This is a genomic window from Amaricoccus sp., from assembly GCF_017995835.1.
In the GTDB taxonomy this organism is placed as follows: Bacteria; Pseudomonadota; Alphaproteobacteria; order Rhodobacterales; family Rhodobacteraceae; genus Amaricoccus.
On record NZ_JAGOID010000066.1, the window covers coordinates 1 to 17,648 of the forward strand.

General features: G+C 71.7%; 16 protein-coding genes and 1 pseudogene. 4 read left to right on the plus strand and 13 right to left on the minus strand.

Annotated features, from left to right (window positions below; translation table 11 throughout):
• The 7 genes and pseudogenes from KBA23_RS11100 to KBA23_RS11130 all read right to left on the minus strand — a co-directional run.
• A pseudogene (locus KBA23_RS11100) lies at positions 1-271 on the minus strand (coproporphyrinogen III oxidase); the annotation flags it as partial.
• Between the two features lie 44 nt (positions 272-315).
• Positions 316-561, minus strand: coding sequence for an NnrT protein (locus tag KBA23_RS11105; protein ID WP_290740777.1), 246 nt, complete (start codon positions 559-561; stop codon positions 316-318).
• Positions 540-713 carry a hypothetical protein gene (locus KBA23_RS11110; protein WP_290740779.1) on the minus strand — a complete coding sequence of 58 codons (174 nt, stop codon included), beginning with the start codon at positions 711-713 and terminating at the stop codon, positions 540-542. The genes KBA23_RS11105 and KBA23_RS11110 overlap by 22 nt, the downstream gene beginning before the upstream one ends.
• A gap of 3 nt (positions 714-716) precedes the next feature.
• Entirely contained in the window at positions 717-2,579 is a 1,863-nt protein-coding gene (locus tag KBA23_RS11115) for a VWA domain-containing protein (protein WP_290740782.1), read from the minus strand.
• Between the two features lie 3 nt (positions 2,580-2,582).
• Complete coding sequence (locus KBA23_RS11120; protein ID WP_290740785.1) at positions 2,583-3,383, minus strand: CbbQ/NirQ/NorQ/GpvN family protein; 801 nt, start codon at positions 3,381-3,383, stop codon at positions 2,583-2,585.
• A 2-nt stretch (positions 3,384-3,385) separates the two neighbouring features.
• The gene (locus KBA23_RS11125; RefSeq protein WP_290740788.1) at positions 3,386-4,729 is read right to left on the minus strand and encodes a cbb3-type cytochrome c oxidase subunit I; all 1,344 of its coding nucleotides are present in this window, start codon (positions 4,727-4,729) and stop codon (positions 3,386-3,388) included.
• Positions 4,730-4,739: 10 nt separating this feature from the next.
• Entirely contained in the window at positions 4,740-5,192 is a 453-nt protein-coding gene (locus KBA23_RS11130) for a cytochrome c (protein WP_290740791.1), read from the minus strand.
• A 127-nt stretch (positions 5,193-5,319) separates the two neighbouring features.
• Between KBA23_RS11130 and KBA23_RS11135 the strand changes: the two genes are divergently transcribed.
• Positions 5,320-5,538, plus strand: coding sequence for a DUF1858 domain-containing protein (locus KBA23_RS11135; RefSeq protein WP_290740794.1), 219 nt, complete (start codon positions 5,320-5,322; stop codon positions 5,536-5,538).
• A 206-nt stretch (positions 5,539-5,744) separates the two neighbouring features.
• On the opposite strand, the gene nirK is transcribed toward KBA23_RS11135, so the two are convergent.
• Positions 5,745-7,256 carry a copper-containing nitrite reductase gene (gene nirK, locus KBA23_RS11140; RefSeq protein WP_290740797.1) on the minus strand — a complete coding sequence of 504 codons (1,512 nt, stop codon included), beginning with the start codon at positions 7,254-7,256 and terminating at the stop codon, positions 5,745-5,747.
• A gap of 182 nt (positions 7,257-7,438) precedes the next feature.
• Complete coding sequence (locus KBA23_RS11145) at positions 7,439-8,131, minus strand: Crp/Fnr family transcriptional regulator (protein WP_290740800.1); 693 nt, start codon at positions 8,129-8,131, stop codon at positions 7,439-7,441.
• A gap of 127 nt (positions 8,132-8,258) precedes the next feature.
• Between KBA23_RS11145 and KBA23_RS11150 the strand changes: the two genes are divergently transcribed.
• The gene (locus KBA23_RS11150) at positions 8,259-9,281 is read left to right on the plus strand and encodes an aspartate-semialdehyde dehydrogenase (protein WP_290740803.1); all 1,023 of its coding nucleotides are present in this window, start codon (positions 8,259-8,261) and stop codon (positions 9,279-9,281) included.
• A 76-nt stretch (positions 9,282-9,357) separates the two neighbouring features.
• Here KBA23_RS11150 and KBA23_RS11155 read toward each other — a convergent pair whose 3' ends face one another.
• Positions 9,358-10,212 carry a DUF2189 domain-containing protein gene (locus tag KBA23_RS11155; RefSeq protein WP_290740806.1) on the minus strand — a complete coding sequence of 285 codons (855 nt, stop codon included), beginning with the start codon at positions 10,210-10,212 and terminating at the stop codon, positions 9,358-9,360.
• A gap of 206 nt (positions 10,213-10,418) precedes the next feature.
• On the opposite strand from KBA23_RS11155, the gene KBA23_RS11160 reads away from it, so the two are divergent.
• Positions 10,419-11,345: a cation transporter gene (locus KBA23_RS11160; protein WP_290740809.1), complete on the plus strand. Its 927-nt coding sequence runs from the start codon at positions 10,419-10,421 to the stop codon at positions 11,343-11,345.
• Positions 11,346-11,378: 33 nt separating this feature from the next.
• On the opposite strand, the gene KBA23_RS11165 is transcribed toward KBA23_RS11160, so the two are convergent.
• The 3 genes from KBA23_RS11165 to KBA23_RS11175 all read right to left on the minus strand — a co-directional run bounded on the left by KBA23_RS11165 (position 11,379) and on the right by KBA23_RS11175 (position 16,826).
• A complete protein-coding gene (locus tag KBA23_RS11165) occupies positions 11,379-11,975 on the minus strand; it encodes a superoxide dismutase (RefSeq protein WP_290740812.1) in 597 nt (198 codons plus the stop codon).
• A gap of 175 nt (positions 11,976-12,150) precedes the next feature.
• Positions 12,151-15,612: a chromosome segregation protein SMC gene (gene smc / locus KBA23_RS11170; RefSeq protein WP_290740815.1), complete on the minus strand. Its 3,462-nt coding sequence runs from the start codon at positions 15,610-15,612 to the stop codon at positions 12,151-12,153.
• 116 nt (positions 15,613-15,728) lie between these two features.
• A complete protein-coding gene (locus tag KBA23_RS11175) occupies positions 15,729-16,826 on the minus strand; it encodes an FAD-dependent oxidoreductase (protein WP_290740818.1) in 1,098 nt (365 codons plus the stop codon).
• 48 nt (positions 16,827-16,874) lie between these two features.
• Here KBA23_RS11175 and KBA23_RS11180 point away from each other — a divergent pair.
• A partial coding sequence (locus KBA23_RS11180) for a DMT family transporter (protein WP_290740821.1) occupies positions 16,875-17,648 on the plus strand: 774 nt, incomplete at its 3' end.

The window sequence follows — 17,648 nt, forward strand, 5'->3', positions numbered from 1 at the left end:
GCTCGGCCTCGAGCGCGTCGACGTAGGCCGCGACCGGCGCGAGGGTCTTGGTCCCCTGGGTGGCGCAGGCGCAGTACCAGCACAGGCGCTCGCAGAAGGGGATGTGGACGTAGACGGAAACCGGGATCGCCGGATCGACTTCGGCGAGCCACTTCGCCTGCGCGGCTGCGCCGACGAGGGGCGAGAAGTTCGGCGCGGTCGGGTAGCTCGTGTACCGGGGCACGCGCGTGTCGAAGAGGCCGAGTTCGGCGAGGCGGGCGAGATCCTGCATCCCGCGCTTGTGGCGCGGCGCTTCGCCGGGGTCGTTGCGCGAGGTCAAGCTTCCGGCGCGTCGGCCGCCCGGGCCATCAGGCGCCGGACATGCCGGGCGAAGGCCCAGGCGGCGGGCAGGCCGAGAACGAGCCCGCCGAGAACGGAGAGGCCCGGCGTCAGCACCGGCGCGCCCACCCAGCTGAGGATGAGCGACAGGAAGAACAGGTTCACCGCCGCGGCGCCGGCGGCGAAGGGGTAGATGGCGGCGACGAGCTGCCAGCCGGGTTTCATCGGCGGCGGACCAGCCATTGCGCGGTTCCGAGCGTGACGATCAGGGCGAGCGCGGCGACGGCGTAGGAAACGGCGGCGACGCCGGTCTCTCCCTGCGGGATCGGGCGCTCGAAGGCCTCGGCGAGAACCGGCGCCGGGACGAGGGCGAAGAGGGCTATTAGGCGGCGCATGGGTCAGGTCTCCATCGTCAGGGTCTGGTAGATCTCGGGCAGCGCCCGAGGCAGGCGGCCGGGATGCGGCAGCAGGGTGAAGCCGCCGCGGCCGAAGATCCGCGCGAACCAGTCCTGCCCGTCGATGTCCACGATGACGCCGTGGACCGACTGGCCGAGCGCGCGGGCCTCGCGGACCGCCATGCGGCTGTCCTCGATCCCGTGGACGCCCTCGTAGTGGTCGAGGTCGTTCGGCTTGCCGTCCGTCAGGACGAGGAGCAGCCGCCGGGCGGCGCTCTCCTCCGCCAGCATGGCAGAGGCGTGGCGGATGGCGGCGCCGAGGCGGGTGTAGTGGCCGGGCCGGAAGCCGCCGATCCGCGCCGTCACCGCCGGCGACATGGGCTCGTCGAAGGCCTTGGCGCGGGTCAGGAACACCCGGTCGCGGCGCAGCGAGGAGAAGCCCCAGATCCCGAGCCGGTCGCCGGCGTCCTCGACGCCGCCAGCGAGCGCGGCGAGAGCCTGACGCGCGGTGTCGATCACGCTGGTCTCGCCGACCGCCGCTTCGGTCGAGCGCGAGCAGTCCATGAGAAAGGCGACCGAGAGGTCGCGCGCGACCATCCGCGACGCCTGCCAAACCCGATCCGAGCCCGTCGCGCCGGCGCTGATCGCGACCCGGCTCGCCACCGCGGCGTCGAGGTCGAGATCGGCGCCGTCGAGCTGGCGCGAGAGGCGCACGCGGCGGGGATGCAGCGGCTCGAACTGCCGCCGGACGCGGGCGACGAGGCGGGCGTCCGGCGTGAAGTCGGTCCCCGGCGTTCCCTCGGCCTCCAGCACCCGGACATGATCGGGCATCAGCGCCCGGGCGCGGTGGTTCCACTCGGGATAGGCGAATCGCGCCGACAGCCGCTCATGGTCGGCGTCCTGCGGCGCGAGGTCGAGCGACAGGCGCAGCCGCGCGGCGGCGCGGCGCACATGATCCGACAGGGTGATGTGGTCCTGATCCTCCGCGGCTTTCTGCGCGTTCTCGGCGTCATCGTCGTCGGTGGTGCGGTTGAGGTTCAGGCTCTCCGCCCAGGACATGATCGCCTCGAAGCGGTGAACGATGAAGCTGTCCTTGCGGTTCGCCTGATCCCGGTCCTCGCGCTTGCCGGTCTTGCGCGTCGTCGTCGGCAGGCTCGGCGCGGGGGCGTCCTGCGCCTCCGTCGGCGCGCGCGCGCTGCCGGGCTGGCAGAGGCGCAGCAGCATCGGCGCGGCCTCCCAGGTCCGGTAGCCGCTCGGCGCGCGCCCCGCGACGGATGCGGGAACCGGGCCGGGACCGGTGAGCGCGGCGAGGACGGCGCGCTCGACCGCCGCCTCGGCGGCCGGGAGGCGGGGACGGCGACGGGCGCCGGCGATATGGGCGGCCATCGCGGCATGAGCGTCGCGCAGGCCCGGACAGCGGGCGAGGACGGCGCCGCTTGCCGCGGCGAGGGCGGCGATCTCGGCAAGGTCGGCCCGCAGCGGATCGTCGTGGGGCGCGGGCAGCACGACGCATGCCGCGAGCGCGGCGAGCCAGAGCCAGGCGGCCCGGTTGAGATCGCGGGTCGGGAAGGCGTCGATCGCCGGCGGCAGGCGGAGGCGCTCGCCGGAGAAGTCGGCGACATGGGCCGTCTCGCGCCGCGCCGCGATCCCGGCCGGGCGACGGTGGCCGGGGACGCTCGACGGGGCCGGGACGATCTCCGCCGCGGCCGAGCCGCCGAGCGCGCGAAAGAGGATGGTCACGCTCGGACGCATCGTCTCGAAGGCGACGGCGCCCGGGCCGGGGCCCGCGCCGTCGCGGCCCGCCCAGTCGTGCCAGAGGTTGCCGACCGTCTCCTCGGGCTCCAGCAGGTCGAGCGGGTTGAGCATCTCCTAGCCGTAGACGGAGGCGGCGAGGTCGCGGAGCGCCTGCTGGACGTCCGGCTCGTCGCTGAGCGGCGCGATGATCGCCACCTCCAGCGCGCGGTCCACCGTCATGCCGCCGGCGATCAGCGTGCCGGCATAGACGAGCAGCCGGGTCGAGACGCCTTCCTCCAGGTCCATGCCGGAGAGCTTGCGGATGTGCCCGGCGAGCCGCACCAGCGCCCCGGCGCGGCCGTCGTCGAGGCCGGTCTCGGCGGCGAGGACGGCGGTCTCGGTGACGGGATCGGGGAAGTCGAAGCCGATGGAGACGAATCGCTGGCGGGTCGAGGGCTTCAGCTTCTTCAGGATCGACTGGTAGCCGGGGTTGTAGCTCGCCACCAGCATGAAGGACGCCGGCGCCGCCAGCTCCTCGCCGGTCCGGTCGATGACGAGGCGGCGCCGGTCGTCGGTGAGGGGGTGCAGCACCACCGTCACGTCCTTGCGCGCCTCCACCACCTCGTCGAGGTAGCAGATCCCACCCTCGCGCACGGCGCGGGTGAGCGGGCCGTCGACCCATTCGGTCTCGCCGCCCTTGAGGAGATGGCGGCCGATCAGGTCGGCCGCCGAAAGGTCGTCGTGGCAGGCCACGGTATGAAGCGGCAACCCGAGGCGGGCCGCCATGTGTTCCACGAAGCGGGTCTTGCCGCAGCCCGTCGGTCCCTTGAGCAGCAGCGGAAGGCCATGCCGGTGCGCCGCCTCGAACACGGCGCATTCATCGGCGACGGGGTGGTAGTAGGGCGTCGCGACGGCGAGGGCGGCATGGGCGTTCATCGTCATTCCCCTGGCACGGCGACCGGGCCGGGCGTGACGACCTCGCGCCGCACGACGAGCTGGCTGTAGATGAAGAGCAGCGCGCCGATCACCACCGCGAGGCCGGCGCCGAAGCGCATGACGTAGAAGAGCACGAGCTGGTCCTGCACCTCCATGTAGAACATGCCCAGCACCCTCTGAAGATGGGTTTGCAGGATGCCGGCGAAGGTGAGCGTGAAGGTCATGAACGCCATGCCGCTCGTCATCAGCCAGAACGAGGCCATGTTGAGCACCTGGTTGTAGGGCTCGCGGCCGCGCAGAACCGGCATCGCATAGGTGATCATCGCGAGGTTCAGCATCACATAGGCGCCGAAGAAGGCGAGATGCCCGTGCGCGGCCGTCACCTGGGTGCCGTGGGTGTAGTAGTTCACCCCGTGGAAGGTGTGCAGGAAGCCCCAGACCCCGGCCCCGAAGAAGGCGACCACCGAGCAGCCGAGCGACCAGAGCAGCGCCGCCTTGTTCGGATGGTTCTTGCGCCCCTTCCAGACCATGATGAAGGCGAAGCTCATCATCGCGAAGAACGGCGCCACCTCGAAGGCCGAGAAGATCGAGCCCGTCCACTGCCAGTAGCTCGGCGTGCCGATCCAGAGATAGTGGTGCCCGGTGCCGAGGATGCCGGAGAACAGCGCCGTCGAGACGATGACGTAGAGCCATTTCTCGATCACCTCGCGATCGACGCCGGTGAGCTTCAGCATCAGGTAGCCGAGGATCGCCGCCATCACCAGCTCCCAGGTCGCTTCGACCCAGAGATGGACGACGAACCACCAGTACATCTTGTCGAGCGCCAGGTTGTCGGGGTTGATGAAGGCGAAGATCCAGAGCAGCGACAGGAGCCACAGCCCGAGCAGCAGGATGTTGGTGATCGCGGTCTTGCGGCCCGCCAGCGCGGTCAGCGAGACGTTGGCGAGGAAGATCAGCGCCGCGACGAGGATGCCGAACTTCACCCACAGGGGCTGCTCGAGGAACTCGCGGCCGCCGTGGATGCCGACGAGATAGCTTCCGACCGCGCCCAGCGTGCCGACGACGAGGATGGCGAGCTGGAGATAGGCGAGCTTCACCGAGAACAGCTCGCGCTCGGCCTCCTCCGGCAGCAGGTAGTAGGTTCCTCCGAAGAACCCGAGCAACAGCCAGACGACCAGCGCGTTGGTGTGGATCATCCGCACGATGTTGAAGGGCAGGATCTCGCTGAGCGTGTTGGGCGAGACGTAGATCCAACCGGCGAGGAGCCCGCCGAGCACCTGGATCGCGAACAGCGCCATCGCCACGTAGAAGTAGGCGAGCGCGACTCTCTGGGACTGGTACTTCATCTCTTCCCTCTCAGCCCGCGTCGTTCGGCGGCCAGTTCTGCGTGTCGTTGTGGTCCGCCCAGCGGAGGAACTCCGACAGCGCGCGGATCTCCTCGTCGGAGAGCGCGAAGTTGGGCATCTGCCGGCGACCCTCGACGCCGGAGGGCTGCGATTCGAGCCAGCCCTTCATCACCTCGAAGGCCGTCTCGGGGTCGTCATAGACGCCCCAGCGCGTCGTCACGTTGCCGAGCTCGGGCGCGAAATAGGCGCCCTCGCCGTGCAGCGTGTGGCAGTTGATGCAGCTGTTGCGCTCCCAGACATGCTTGCCGAGCGCGACCTCGGGCGTCAGGGGAAGGGCGGCCGTCGACTTGGTGACGATGTAGTGGTGGCTGTGCCAGGTCATCAGCGCGAACACGCCGGCGAAGAACAGTGAGCCGCCGTAGAAGACGTTGCGCGCCCGTGCCTTGGTGAGGATCTCGGACATGCGTCCCCTTCCTTGCCGTAGTGGGTGTCCTTCGGCCCTACCGCCCGCGTGGGCGCAAAACGTTGTGGAAGCGCAAAGAAGGCAGGGATCAGGCGGCGCAGGCTGCGGCGGATGCCAGGAGACACTCATGTCCGTCGACATCGACGATCCGGACCTGCCGCTCGCGGAACTCTTCCGTGCCTGGCCCGCCGCGGCGGAGCCGTTCCTTCGGCGGCGCATGGCCTGCGTCGGTTGTCCGATCGCGCCCTTCCATACGGTGGTCGACGCCTGCCTTGAGTACCGGCTCGACGAATCCGCCTTCCGGGCCGAGCTCCGGGCGGCCGCGAAGGGCGAAACCGACTCCTGACAGGACTTCCGGCGGGATCGGTCCGTGCCTCGGCGCGACGATCATCCCTTTGGAGACGCAGGGAAAACTCCCGGTTGGAACCGGGATTGCCAATTCCTTGCGGGCGGTTGACGCGAGCCGCCTCTACGGGAGCCGCATGAACCGCCGGCGGGAAGCAAGAAGGCCCGGCGCAAGCGCGCCGGGCCTTCTCGCTTCGGTCGGACGGCTCAGTTCCTGGGGCCCTGCTCGGCCGTGCCGGTGTGCATGATCTCGTCGTTCTCGGGGCCTTCGACGACCAGGTAACCCGCGAGGCCGCGCTCGGCGCGCGAAAGCGCGTGGTCGACGAGGACGTAGGTTCCCGCACGGTCGATCTTGAAGTCGGCGACCGTCGCGCCGCCCGGCGGCACCGTGATCGTCTGCACGTTGGTCAGCGGCGGCGAGGTGATGCTCGCGAACGGGTAGACGTTGTCGAAGATCTCTCCGATCACGTGGAACGAGGAGGTGAAGTTCGGACCACCGACGCCGAAGTAGATGCGGACGGTCTCACCGACGTTGGCGTAGAGCGGATGCCGCTTGGTAAGGGCCTCCACCGCGCCGTTGAAGATGAAGTATTCCGGATTCTCCGAGATCAGCTTGTCGTAGTCCATCTCCATCAAGCCATGCGTTCCGAAGGGATCGACGGTGTAGAGCTCGCCCTGCATCACGTAGAACTCCCTGTCCACCTGCGGCAGACCGCCCTCGGGCTCGACCACGATCAGGCCGTACATGCCGTTGGTGATGTGGTGAGCGACGCTCGGCGTGGCGCAGTGATAGACGTAGACGCCGGGCTTGAGCGCCTTGAAGGTGACGACGTATTCCGCCCCCGGCTCGGTCTGGGTGGCGTGGGCGCCGCCGCCGGGGCCAGTCGCGGCGTGGAAGTCGACGGAATGCATCATCACGCTGTCCGCCGGGTTCTTGAGCGTCACCTCGACGGTGTCGCCGACGCGGACGCGGAGCAGCGGACCCGGAACCTTGCCGTTGAAGGTCCAGTACTCGTAGGTCGTGCCGTTGTCGAGCTTGCCCTCCAGTTCGATGGTCTCGAGCAGAACCTTGACCACCTCCGGCTGGCGCGGCCCGATGGGCGAGGGCAGGTCGCCGGGGTCGCGCACGATGTCGGCCGCGTCGGAGGCGGCGTCCTCGCGCGAGCCGGCGATGACCTGGATCAGCCCCTCCATGCCCGCCTGCCGGTGGCCGGCGATGGTGCAGAAATAGGCGAACTCGCCCGGCTTGTTCGCCAGGAAGGAGAAGGTCGAGGAGGCGTTCCTGCCGATCACCTTCGACGAGCGGACGTTGTACTGGTCGATGAAGACGTCGTGCTCGGCGCCCTCGCCGTTGATCAGGTTGATCTGGACGAGCTCGCCCTCGTAGACGGTGATCGTGGGGTTCACCATGCCGTCGATCGTGCCGCCGACTCCGAGGTAGACCATGCGGCCCTCGGCGATGCCGGTGCGCAGCGTGTAGGTGAGCGGCGCGTGATAGCTGACGCCGGGCTGGGCGGTGGCCGGCGTCGCCTCGTCAGCGGCCGGGGTAGCCTCGCCAGCGGCCGGGGTGGTTGCGTGACCGTGCTCCTGGGCCGCCACGGCGAACGGCCAGACGATGGCGGCGAGCATCAGAACGCACAGGGCCAGGAGCGTCGTGCGGACGCCTTGCCGCTCGGTCGGCGGACGCCCCGTCGGCGGCCGCTTCCTTGCTTGAGACATGGTGCTTCCTCCTCAGATGCCGCGGCGCCGACAGGACACGGCGGCGTTCCTCTCTCACGGGCACGTGAGCGCCACTTCGCGCGGACGGCGGCTCCGGTCGTTGCGCAAGTGCAATGATCGTGCGCATGCGCGCGTCGCGCTTCGGCAAGCGAGGACGGGGCTCGGGGGAGGTCGGGGGCCCACTACTTCGCCGCGCCGCTCAGCACGACGAGCCGGTGCGGCGCCGTCACCACGACGCGCCGCCGCGCGCTCGCGACGATTCCGGCGCGCTCCCACGCCGAGAGAAGGCGACTGACCGTGTGCACCGTCGTGCCGGTCATGTCGGCGATGTCGCTGCGGGTGATCGGGAAGACGATCTCGATCCCGGCTTCGGTCTTGCGCCCCGACTGGTTGGCCATGCGCAGCAGCGCCGAGGCGACTCGCTGTTCGACCGCCTGCGTCGCGAGTTCCGTCACCCGCGCGTGGATCTCGCCGAGCCGGGCGCCGACTGTCCGGTACGTTTCGGTCGAGAACCCGTCGTACTTCGCGAACTCGAACCAGAGCCGGATCGGCCAGCCGAGCGCGATGGATTCGGATGCGGCGACCGCCGTCGCCGGGTAGGTGTCGCGGCCGAGCGCCGGCGCGATGCCGAAGAGCTGTCCCGGCGGGATGTGGAGCGCGATCACCTGATCGCCTTCGCGCGTGGTCCGCACCACGCGGATGAAGCCGTCGAGGAGGAGGAAGAAGCGTTCCGCCGGCAGCCCTTCGCCGAAGACGGCCGTCCCCTCCGGGTAGCGGCCCGGCGTCGCCTCATCGAGAATTTCGCGGATCTCGGCCGGCGACAGGCGCGAGAAGGGCGGCAGTGGCGACAGGAGGCTCTCGTCAAGCTTGTGCAAGTCAGGTCGTCCCTTCACGCGTGCCGGTCACCGGAACGTATCGGGCGCCCGGCCGAAAGGATACCACGGGGCGTTTACATTCGCCGCGAAAAGCGGCAAACGGCGCGCGTTCATCTGGAGAGAAGCGATGGGTTATCGCGTCGCCGTCGTCGGCGCCACGGGCAACGTGGGCCGGGAAATGCTCAACATCCTCGCCGAGCGGGAATTTCCCGTCGACGAGATCGTGGCCCTCGCCTCGCGCAAGTCGCTGGGCAGCGAGTGTTCCTTCGGCGACAGGACACTGAAGACCCAGGACCTCGACACCTTCGACTTCGCCGGCTGGGACATCGCCTTCTTCGCGATCGGCTCGGACGCGACGAAGAAGTACGCGCCCGTCGCCGCCAAGGCTGGCTGCGTCGTGATCGACAACTCGTCGCTCTATCGCTACGACCCCGAGGTGCCGCTGATCGTGCCCGAGGTGAACCCGGACGCGATCGCGGGCTATTCCCGCAAGAACATCATCGCCAACCCCAACTGCTCGACCGCGCAGATGGTGGTGGCGCTGAAGCCGATCCACGACCGGGCGCGCATCACCCGCGTCGTCGTCTCGACCTACCAGTCCGTCTCCGGCACCGGCAAGGAGGCGATGGACGAGCTCTGGAACCAGACCAAGGGCATCTACGTGCCCGGCCAGGAGGTCGAGCCCAAGGTCTACCCGAAGCAGATCGCCTTCAACGTCATTCCCCATATCGACGTCTTCATGGAGGACGGCTCGACCAAGGAGGAATGGAAGATGGTCGCCGAGACCAAGAAGATCATGGACCCCTCGATCAAGGTCACCGCGACCTGCGTTCGGGTGCCGGTCTTCGTCGGCCATTCCGAGGCGGTGAACGTCGAGACCGAGGACTTCCTCGACGAGGAGGAGGCCCGCGAGATCCTGCGGGAGGCCCCGGGCGTGCTCGTCGTCGACAAGCGCGAGCCCGGCGGGTACGTCACCCCGGTCGAGTGCGTGGGCGAATACGCCACCTATGTCAGCCGCATCCGGCAGGATTCGACCGTCGAGAACGGCCTGAACCTCTGGGTCGTCTCCGACAACCTGCGCAAGGGCGCGGCGCTCAACGCCGTGCAGATCGCCGAACTGCTCGGCCGGCGCGTCCTCAGGAAGGGCTGACCGGCCCGACACATCGCGTCGTCCCGTCGGCTGCGTTCGAGGTCGAGCAGCTCGTCCGAACCCGTCGGCGTAGGCGTCAGACCACGGCGCGCCGGTAGAGGTGCCAGGTGGCGTGGCCGAGGATCGGCAGGACCACGATCAGGCCGAGGAAGGCCGGGATCGAGCCGAGCGCAAGCAACCCCGCGACGATCAACCCCCAGGCGGCGACCGGGCCGGGACTGGCCTCGGCGACGCGGATGGACGTCACCACCGCCACAGGCAGCCCCACGAGACGGTCGAGAAGCAGCGGAAACGACACCACGCTCGTCGCCAGCACCAGCGCCGCGAAGAGAAAACCGGTTCCCACGCCGAGCACGATCATCGACCACCCCGCCGGCGTCGTGAAGACGTCGCGCAGGAAGGCGCTGGCGGAGGCGGGGGCTTCCGGCCCGAGGGTGATGGCGTAGATGCCCCGCGCCGCAAGCATCCAGACAAAGAACACCACGCCGAGCATCAGCGCGAGCGCGAAGATTGCCGCGAAGGCCGGCGAACGGGTTACGGCGAAGGCGTGCGACCAGGTGGGCTGCTGACCCTGCTCGCGCTGGCGGCTCATCTCGTAGAGCCCGACGGCGGCGGCGGGCCCGACCAGAGCGAAGCCGGAGACGAGCGGGAAGGCGATAGGCAGGAACTCGCCCCGCAGCGCGACATAGGCGATGCAGAGACCGATGATCGGATAGAGCAGGCACAGGGCCATGACGTCGGTGCGGCAGGCGGTGAAGTCCTCGACGCCCTTGCGCAGCGCGATCCGGAGGTCTGCGTAGGTCAGGCGTCGAACCCTCGGGGCGGTCATGTCGTGACTGCCGAGCGCCTCCGCGGCCGCCTCTACATGGCGTCCGGCGCCGCGCATCGCGTCCACGCTCCAGGAGAGCGGATTGCCAATGGTCTGGGTCATGGCTTCCTCCGACTTCTGTCGGCAGGCCTGCGACGCCGAGGCCGCGGCCTCCCTGTCCCTGAATATAGCACGCGGACGCGGCAGGGCCATCGTCACGTTTGGGACAGCCCCGGCGGGGGCGGGCCGCGCGCTCGCCTCGGGCGGCGAGGCCGGCTATAGCTGCGCCGCCCCATCCGATCGCGGGGGGCGCAAGGGGAGGGATCGAAATGCGGTCGGAGCAGGGGATTCTGCGCGTCTCGATCCTGGTGACGATCGGGGTGGCGAGCCTCGGCATCCTGTTCGGTCTGCTCGCCGGCTCCTATGCGATCACCTTCGACGGAATGTACGCCCTGGCCGATGCCGGCATGAGCGGCGTCGCCCTGATCGTCGCCCGGCTGATCGCCGCCCACGCGGCCGACACGCCCGGTTCGGATCGGCTGAGGGAGCGGTTCTCCATGGGGGTCTGGCACCTGGAGCCGATGGTGCTCGCGCTGAACGGGACGCTGCTGATCGGGGTCTCGGTCTATGCGCTCGTCAACGCCGTCGGCAGCCTCCTCCTCGGCGGGCGGGAGGTGGAATTCGGCTGGGCGGTCGCCTATGCGGCGGCGGTGGCTGCGGTCTGTGCGGTCATGGCCGTGCTGGAGACGCGGGCGAACCGGCGGATCCGATCGGCGCTGGTGGCGCTCGACATCCGATCCTGGGCGATGTCGGGGGGGATCAGCGCGGCGCTGCTCGCGGCTTTCTGTATCGGCCTGGCGGCGGAGGGCACGGATTGGGCCTGGATCGGGCCTTACGTCGATCCGGCGGCGCTGGCTCTGGTCTGCCTCGTGATCATCCCCATTCCGGTGTCGATCCTGCGCCGGGCGCTGGCGGACATCCTGCTGGTGACGCCGCCGGCGCTGATGGCGCAGATCGACGAGGTCGCCCGAACGGTCGTCGCGCGCCACGGGCTCGCCGCCCACCGCGCCTATGCGGCGCGGGTGGGGCGGGCGCGGCTGATCGAGCTCTATTTCATCGTGCCGGCGAACGGGCCGGCGCGGCCCATCGAGTACTGGGACGCGATCCGGGACGAGGTCGGCGGGATGATCGGCGGCGCGGAGACGGATCGCTGGCTGACCATCGTCTTCACCGGCGACCGGGAATGGGCGCAGTGAGGGCGGGACCGGCGGCCCCGCCCCGGAGGCGCGTCAGAGACCGGCGGCGACCGCTTCCCAGTTCACCAGCTTGTCGAGGAAGTTGGTGAGGTAGGCGGGCCGCTTGTTGCGGAAGTCGATGTAGTAGGAGTGCTCCCAGACGTCGACGCCGAGAAGCGCGGTCTGGCCGAAGCAGAGCGGGTTCACGCCGTTTTCGGTCTTGGTCACCTTGAGCGCGCCGCCCTCCTTGACGAGCCAGGCCCAGCCGGAGCCGAACTGGCCGGCGCCCGCGGCGGCGAACTCCTCCTTGAACTTGTCGACCGAGCCGAAGCTCCCGGTCAGCGCCTTTTCCAGCGCGCCGGGCATCGCGGTCGGCTTCGGGGTCATCCATTCCCAGAACTGGCAGTGGTTCCAGTGCTGGGAGGCGTTGTTGAAGATGCCGTTCTGGGCGATCGCGCCCTTCTGGTAGGTGCCGCGGATGACCTCCTCGACCGGCTTGCCCTCCCACTCGGTGCCGGCGATCAGCTTGTTGCCGTTGTCGACATAGGCCTTGTGGTGGATGTCGTGGTGGAACTCTAGGGTCTCCCGGGACATGCCCGAGGCAGCCAGCGCGTCGTGCGGGTAGGGGAGATCGGGAAGCTCGAAGGCCATGTCGTTTCCTCGCTGCTGTGCGCCTCGGAAACTCCCGGGCGCGCGTCGTGGTTCCTCCTATATAGCCGGCCGCAGTCGGTGGGCCAGCCCCGTGAGAGAGGCGCCGCCGCCTGCGTCCGCCTTCCGGCATCGGCCAAGCCGTTGATTTCGCCGGACCGTCGCCGGCCCGAGGCGCTCAGGCCGCCGTGTCCACCAGCCGTTCCGCGCCCGCGAGGTCGACGGAGACGAGCTGGCTGACGCCGGGTTCGGCCATGGTGACGCCGAACAGGCGGTCCATGCGCGACATGGTGACGGCGTGGTGGGTGATGACGAGGAAGCGCGTCGCGGTGCGTCCGGTCATCTCGTCCATCATGTCGCAGAAGCGGCCGACATTGGCGTCGTCAAGGGGCGCGTCCACCTCGTCGAGCACGCAGATCGGCGAGGGGTTGGCCAGAAAGACCGCGAAGATCAGCGACAGCGCCGTCAGAGTCTGCTCGCCGCCCGACAGGAGCGAGAGAGTCGCGAGCTTCTTGCCCGGAGGCTGGCACATGATCTCCAGCCCCGCCTCCAGCGGATCGTCCGATTCGACCAGCGTCAGCGTGGCCTCGCCGCCGCCGAACAGGCGCTTGAAGAGGATGGCGAAGTTGCGGTTCACCTCCTCGAACGCCGCGAGGAGACGTCCGCGTCCCTCGCGGTTGAGATTGGCGATGCCCTGCCGGAGCTTGCGGATCGCCTCCTCGATCTCGGTGCGCTCCGCGGACAGCGTGTCGAACTCGGTCTGCACGGCGCGGGCGTCCTCCTCGGCGCGGAGGTTCACGGCGCCGAGACCGTCGCGGGCGCGCCGCAGGCGCTGGGCCTCCGCGTCGAGATCGGCGGCGGCGGGGACGCGGTCGGGGTCGGCCTGGAAGCGGGCGAGCAGGTCGGCGGGCTCGACTTCCGCCTCGGCCCGTACCCGATCGACCGCGGCGACGGCGCGGGTCTCGGCGGCTTCGGCGACGGCCTCGGCGCGGGCGCGGGCCGCGCCGGCCTCGGCGGCGGCCTTCTCGGCGGCGCGAAGCGCGGCGTCGCGCTCCTTGAGCGCCGTCTCGGCCAGCGCCAGCGTGTCGGACGCGCGGCGGCGGCGCGCCTCTGCGTCGGCGAGCGTCTCGGCGATGCCGGCGCGGCGGACCGCTAGCGCCCCCGGCTCCTCGCGCGCGGTGGCGAGCGCCGCGCCGGTCTCGGCGGCGCGGCGGTCGAGCGTCGCGAGGCGGTCGGCGGCATTGGCGCGGCGGGTGCGCCAGCCCTCGGTCTCGCGGGCGATGTCGGTCAGGCGCTTCGCCCGGGCGGCCCCGGCGCGGTCGAGCTCCTCGGCGGCGGCGCGTCGGGTCATCATGGCGATGCGGGCGGCCTCGACCTTGAGCCGCTCGGCGTCGACCCGGCCCCGCGCCTCCGACGGGTCGGCCAGTTCGGCGCAGGCGCGGTCCGTCGCAGCCCGGGCCTGCGCCGCCGCCTCGGCCTCCTCCGCGCGACGGCGGCGGCCGGAGCGAAGCCCTTCGGCGCGGGCGCGCGCCTGCTCGGCGGCGGCCTCGGCGCGGGTCAGCGCGCGGGTGGCCTCGGCGAGCGCCGTCTCGGCGGCGCGGCGGGCGGCCCGGGCCGACTGCTCGGCCGTCGCGGTCCGCGACAGGTCGGCGGCGGCGGCGGCGGCGGTCTGCGCGGCGCCGGCGGCGGCGGCCTCGGCCTCGGCAAGCTGGCGGCGCAGCTCGGCCAGGCGGTTCTGCTGGCGCAGGCGCTCCGCGGCGGCCCCGGAGGCGGCCCCGGCGGCGAGACGGAGCCCGTCCCAGCGCCAGAGGTCGCCCTCGCGGCTGACGAGGCGCTGACCGGGGGCGAGGAGGGCTTGCAGGCGGGGACCGTCGGCGCGGTCGACGAGGCCGATGGCGGCGAGACGACGCGCCAGCTCGGGCGGGGCCGAGACGTGGGCGGCGAGCGGCGCCGCGCCTTCGGGCAGGGGCGCCGGCTCCAGCGCGTCGAGGGCGAGCCAGCCAGTGGCGGCCGCGGCGCCGACGGCGGGCTGGGCGAGGTCGTCCGCCAGCGCCGCGCCGAGCGCCGCCTCGCAGCCGGGCGCGACCCGCAGCGCGTCGATGACCGGCGAGGCCGCGCCCTTCGGGCGGGCGAGCGACCGTTCGAGGCCGGCGGTCTCGGCCGCCAGCGCCTTGAGCGCGCCCTCGGCCGCGGCGCGGGCGGACTGGGCGGCAGTGTCGGCGGCGCGGGCGGCGAAGGCGGCGGCCTCCGCTCCCGCGAGCGCCGTCTCGGCGGCTTCGGCCCGGCCCGCCGCCGTCTCGCTGGCGGTCGCCGCCGCGGCGCGGGCCTCGCCGCTGCGGGTCATCTCGGCTTCGGCGGAGGCGAGGGCGGCATCGGCGGATTGCAGGGCGCGCGCGGCCTCGGCCTCGCGCTTCCGGGCCTCGACTTGCCGGGCCGTCGCCGCCTGGTGCTCGGCGGCGAGGCGGGCGGCGGATTCGGCGGCGGCGTCGAACGCCGCCTCGACCATCCTCAGCGCCGCCGCGGCGCGCTCGGCCTCCATGCGGGCGGCGGCCAGCGCCGCCTCGTGGCCCTCGCCGGCGGCCTCAAGCTCGACGCGCTCTGCGGCGAGGCGGGCGTCCATCTCGTGCGCGTCGCGGTCGAGCGCGGCCTCGCGCTCGCGGTCGGTCTCGATCTGGGCGAGCGCCGCCTTCAGTTCGGCGATGCGGCGCTCGGCCTCCGCCATGGCGGCGTCGAGCCGCTCGCGTTCGATGGTGGCGCGCTGCAGGACGGCGGCGGCGACCGTGTCCTCCTCGCGGGCGGGGGGAACGGCTTCCTCGGCGGCCGCGCGGGCGCGGCTGGCCTCGGAGGCCTCCGCGGTCGTCGCGGCGGCGGCGCGGACGGTTTCGGTCAGCGCCGTGGCGGCGACGGCGCGCTCGTCCTCGGCGTCGCGCCAGAGCCGCCAGAGCGCCAGCCCCTCGGCGCGCCGCAGCGCCTCGGCGATTTCGCGATAGCGCGCCGCGGTCCTCGCCTGGCGGGCGAGGGCGGAGATCTGCGCTTCCAGCGCCTCCAGCACGTCGCCGACCCGGCCGAGATTGGCCTCCGCCGCCCGCAGCTTCAGCTCCGCCTCGTGGCGACGCTGGTGCAGGCCGGCAATGCCGGCGGCCTCCTCGAGCACGCGACGGCGCGCCTTCGGCCTTGCGTTGATCAGCTCGGAGATCTGGCCCTGGCGCACGAGGGCCGGCGACTGGGCTCCGGTCGAGGCGTCGGCGAACAGCATGGCGACGTCGCGGGCGCGGGCTTCGCGGCCGTTGACGCGGAACACCGAACCGGCGTCGCGGGTGATGCGGCGGGTGATCTCCAGCGTGTCGGCGTCGTTGAAGCCGGCGGGCGCGACGCGGTCGCGGTTGTCGATGGTCAGCGTGACCTCGGCGTGGCCGCGGGCGGGCCGCGTCGAGGAGCCGGCGAAGATGACGTCTTCCATCCCGTCGCCGCGCATCGCGGTCGGCCGGCTTTCGCCCATGGCCCAGCGGACCGCTTCGAGGAGGTTCGACTTGCCGCAGCCGTTCGGGCCGACGACGCCGGTGAGGCCGGTGTTGATCACGAGTTCTGTCGGATCGACGAAGCTCTTGAAGCCGGCGAGGCGGAGGCGGGTGAACTGCACGGCGCGGCCTTTCGCGGGTGTCGGATCGGGATCCTTGGCGAGGGGGCCCCGGGTGTCAAGGGGGTTCTACCGTATTTGGGAGGGCGTCCGAGGACGAGGCGCCAGATGTGGCGCCGCTAGCGAGATTTGGCGGCGGTTGCCCGGTGCTCCGCGAGGGACCAGCCGGGCGGGAGGTCGGGCGTCTCGCCGGCGGCGATCGCGGCGACGAGCGCGCCGGCCTGCGGGGCGGTGGCGAGCCCGGTGCGGAAACCGCCCGTGGCGACCAGAACGCGCGGGGAAACGCGCGCGATCAACGGGTCGGGGCGGGCGCCGCGCGGGCGCAGCCCGGCCCAGCGCTCGACGATCGGCGCATCGGCCAGCGCCGGGCAAAGGGCGCGGGCGCGGGCGACGAGCGCATCGAGCCGGGGGTCGGTTGCGGCCGGGTCGGTCCATTCGGGCTCGGCGGTGGCGCCGACGGCGACGCCGTCGGGCCGGGGCACGATCCAGAGGTCGCCGGCGCCGATGAGCGGCGCGCCCGGCGGGGCCGCGGCGGCGACGAGCGCGGCCTGGCCCTTGACGGCGGCGAGGGGCAGATCGGGAACGAGGGCGCGCGTGCCCGCGCCGGTCGCAAGGACGACGAGGCGCGCGGACAAGCGGCGGGAGCCGGAGCGGAGCGCGCCGTCCTCCACGGCGGTGACCGGCCAGTCGGGGACGATCTCGACGCCACGGGCCGCGAGCGCGGCGGCGAAAGCGGCGACGGCGCGTCGCGGGACGATGCGGGCGCTGAGGGTTTCGAGGACGAGCCCATGCGGGGCCGCGGCCGGCGCAAGCCATCCGGGCAGGGAATCCGCAGCGGCGAGCCGCCATGTGTCCGGCGCCCAGTGGCGGGCGGCCGCAGCGGCGGCGGCTTCGGCGCGGTCGCGCGCGGCCGGGTCGGCGAGGGGGATGGCCCGGCCGACGACCGCATAGCCGGGATCGACGCCGCTCTCCGCGGCGACCCCGGCCCAGAAGGCGGGCGCGGCGGCGAGCGTGGCCCGCTGCGCCGCCTTTCGCGCCGACCACGGGTGCGGGGCGTGGGGCGAGAGGGCGCCGACGAGGCCGCCACTCGCCCCGGCTCCCGGCGCCGCGGCCTCGACGACCAGAACCGAGAGGCCGCGGCGGGCGCATTCCAGCGCGGCGGCGAGGCCCCAGACGCCGGCGCCGGCGATCAGGACCTCCGCCGCCCCCTTTCGCATCCCGCGTCCCGTCCCTATGCTCCGCGCAGCTTCGGAAAAGGGTAGATCATGGACCGTCCGCAGGGGCAAATCGCGGGCGAGCCGTCGCGCGGGGCGCTGAAAGGCGACAACCCTAGGCTTGGCATTGCCCTGATGATCCTCGCCTCGGCGATCTTCGCCGCCCAGGACGGCGTCTCGCGTCACCTGGCGTCGAACTACAGCGTGATGACGGTGGTCATGCTGCGCTTCTGGTTCTTCGCGGCCTTCGCGGTGACGTACGCGGCCCTGCGCGGCGGCGGGGTGCGTCGGGTGGCGAGGACGCGGCAACCGTGGCTCCAGGCATTTCGCGGCGTGATCCTCGTTCTCGAGATCTGCGTCACCGTGCTTTCCTTCGTGCTGCTCGGCCTGATCGAGACCCATGCGATCTTCGCGATCTATCCGCTGCTCGTCGCCGCCCTGGCCGGCCCGGTGCTCGGGGAATACGTCGGCTGGCGGCGAGGGGCGGCGATCGCGGTCGGGCTCGTGGGCGTCCTGGTGATCCTGCGGCCGGGGGTGCGGGTGTTCAGCCCCGAGGCGCTGATCCCGCTGGCCGCGGCGTTCATGTTCGCGATCTATGGCCTGCTGACCCGGCTCGTCGCCCGCCACGACAGCGCCGAGACGAGCTTCTTCTGGACGGGCGTCGCCGGGGCGATCGCGATCACGCTGATCGCGCCATTCTGGTGGACGCCGATCGAGGGGGCTGCGGACATGGCCTGGATGGCGGTCCTCTGCGTCATGGCGACGGCGGCGCACTTCCTGCTGATCAAGGCCTACGAGCTGGCGGAGGCAGGCCTGGTCCAGCCG

Bases quoted from the DNA above. Each gene is read 5' to 3' on its own strand.
- KBA23_RS11115 (WP_290740782.1), bottom strand. From the start codon at position 2,579: ATGCTCAACCCGCTCGACCTGCTGGAGCCCGAGGAGACGGTCGGCAAC.
- KBA23_RS11135 (WP_290740794.1), top strand. From the start codon at position 5,320: ATGTCCGTCGACATCGACGATCCGGACCTGCCGCTCGCGGAACTCTTC.
- KBA23_RS11130 (WP_290740791.1), bottom strand. From the start codon at position 5,192: ATGTCCGAGATCCTCACCAAGGCACGGGCGCGCAACGTCTTCTACGGC.
- KBA23_RS11175 (WP_290740818.1), bottom strand. From the start codon at position 16,826: ATGCGAAAGGGGGCGGCGGAGGTCCTGATCGCCGGCGCCGGCGTCTGG.
- nirK (WP_290740797.1), bottom strand. From the start codon at position 7,256: ATGTCTCAAGCAAGGAAGCGGCCGCCGACGGGGCGTCCGCCGACCGAG.
- KBA23_RS11125 (WP_290740788.1), bottom strand. From the start codon at position 4,729: ATGAAGTACCAGTCCCAGAGAGTCGCGCTCGCCTACTTCTACGTGGCG.
- KBA23_RS11120 (WP_290740785.1), bottom strand. From the start codon at position 3,383: ATGAACGCCCATGCCGCCCTCGCCGTCGCGACGCCCTACTACCACCCC.
- KBA23_RS11105 (WP_290740777.1), bottom strand. From the start codon at position 561: ATGGCTGGTCCGCCGCCGATGAAACCCGGCTGGCAGCTCGTCGCCGCC.
- KBA23_RS11110 (WP_290740779.1), bottom strand. From the start codon at position 713: ATGCGCCGCCTAATAGCCCTCTTCGCCCTCGTCCCGGCGCCGGTTCTC.
- KBA23_RS11165 (WP_290740812.1), bottom strand. From the start codon at position 11,975: ATGGCCTTCGAGCTTCCCGATCTCCCCTACCCGCACGACGCGCTGGCT.
- KBA23_RS11150 (WP_290740803.1), top strand. From the start codon at position 8,259: ATGGGTTATCGCGTCGCCGTCGTCGGCGCCACGGGCAACGTGGGCCGG.
- KBA23_RS11155 (WP_290740806.1), bottom strand. From the start codon at position 10,212: ATGACCCAGACCATTGGCAATCCGCTCTCCTGGAGCGTGGACGCGATG.
- KBA23_RS11160 (WP_290740809.1), top strand. From the start codon at position 10,419: ATGCGGTCGGAGCAGGGGATTCTGCGCGTCTCGATCCTGGTGACGATC.